Below are 1,348 nucleotides of genomic sequence, written 5' to 3'. Positions count from 1 at the left end.
TAGATGGGGTATTCGGCTTGTGCCCCATCCTTGATGAAGAGGGCATAGTAGGTGCTGCGCTTCGAGCTGATGATAGAACGTGGTCTGTCCAAGCAGCCACAAGCATCAGGAAAGGAAGCGCAGCATGAAACATTATGCCGGACTGGATGTCTCGGTGAAAGAGACCTCTGTTTGCATTGTCGACGAGACCGGCAAGATTTGCCGCGAGGTGAAAGTCGTCAGCCATCCCGATGACCTCATCGCGGTTCTCAAGGATCCGACCTTGCGGATCGAGCGGATTGGGCTTGAGGCCGGGCCCTTGTCGCAATGGCTGTTCGAAGGTCTGGCCAACGCTGGCTTGCCGGCGATCTGCATCGAGACCCGCCACACCAAAGCGTTCCTCAAGGCGCAGCCGAACAAGAGCGATCGCAACGATGCGCGCGGCATCGCCCAGATGATGCGCGTCAACTTGTACCGGCCGGTGCACGTCAAGACGATGACCAGTCAGAAGCGCCGAGCGCTGCTGACGGCACGCAAGCTGCTGTGGGAAAAGGCTCTCGCCATCGAGAGCGACCTACGCGGCCTACTGCGCAACTTCGGTCTCAAGGTCGGCGTGGTCGGCACGGTGAAGTTCGAGGCGCGCATTCGCGAACTCGTGGAAGGAAATTTCGATCTGTCCGAAATTGTTGGGCCGCTGCTTGATGCGCGCCGGAAGCTGCGAGAGAACTTTGCGACGCTGCACCGCAAACTCCTGACGATCGTCAGGAATGACGAGGTCTGTCGGCGCCTGATGACGGTTCCCGGCGTCGGCCCTGTCGTGGCGCTGGCCTATACCGCGACAATCGACGTTCCTCAGCGGTTCAGGAACTCCAAAGCGGTGGGGCCGATCCTGGGGCTAACGCCCGTGCTGAACCAATCGGGCGAGAGCCGCCGCATCGGTAGCATCTCGCTATGTGGCGACGGCATGATGCGGACTTTGCTCTACGAAGCCGCGCAGGTCCTGCTGGCCAACGTGAAAAAATGGTCTTGGCTGAAAGCCTGGGCAATGAACGTGGCCAAGCGGCGTGGGCGGCAAAAAGCCATTGTCGCGCTTGCACGTCGGCTGGCCGTGATCATGCATCGCATGTGGGTGGACGGCACAGGGTTCCGCTGGACCAGGAAAGAAATTATGCCGGCTGCCTCCTGACCAAGGCGATCAAGGAAGGAGACAACAAGTTCCACTTGCCCGTGGAAAGATGTCCTTCGCGGACGATGGATGAGGTGAGTTCGCTGTCGCGCTAGTACCGATCGCAATCCCTATCGCGATCAGGACGAGCTATAGATTTGTTCCACCTCATTCTTCTGACCCCCATGGTGGGAAGGCCCAGTG

Annotated in this window: 1 protein-coding gene; it reads left to right on the top strand. The window is 59.3% G+C overall.

Annotation, left to right across the window (positions count from 1 at the left end; translation table 11 throughout):
• The first annotated feature begins 124 nt into the window (after positions 1–124).
• Entirely contained in the window at positions 125–1,165 is a 1,041-nt protein-coding gene (locus ACWGS9_RS34860) for an IS110 family RNA-guided transposase (RefSeq protein ID WP_454509437.1), read from the top strand.
• Positions 1,166–1,348 lie beyond the last annotated feature (183 nt).

The sequence above is a fragment of the Mesorhizobium sp. Arg314 genome (genome assembly GCF_053714275.1).
Note: the sequence above shows the minus strand (reverse complement) of the source record. Positions and strands in the feature narration are given on the sequence as shown.

Bases quoted from the DNA above. Each gene is read 5' to 3' on its own strand.
- ACWGS9_RS34860 (WP_454509437.1), top strand. From the start codon at position 125: ATGAAACATTATGCCGGACTGGATGTCTCGGTGAAAGAGACCTCTGTT.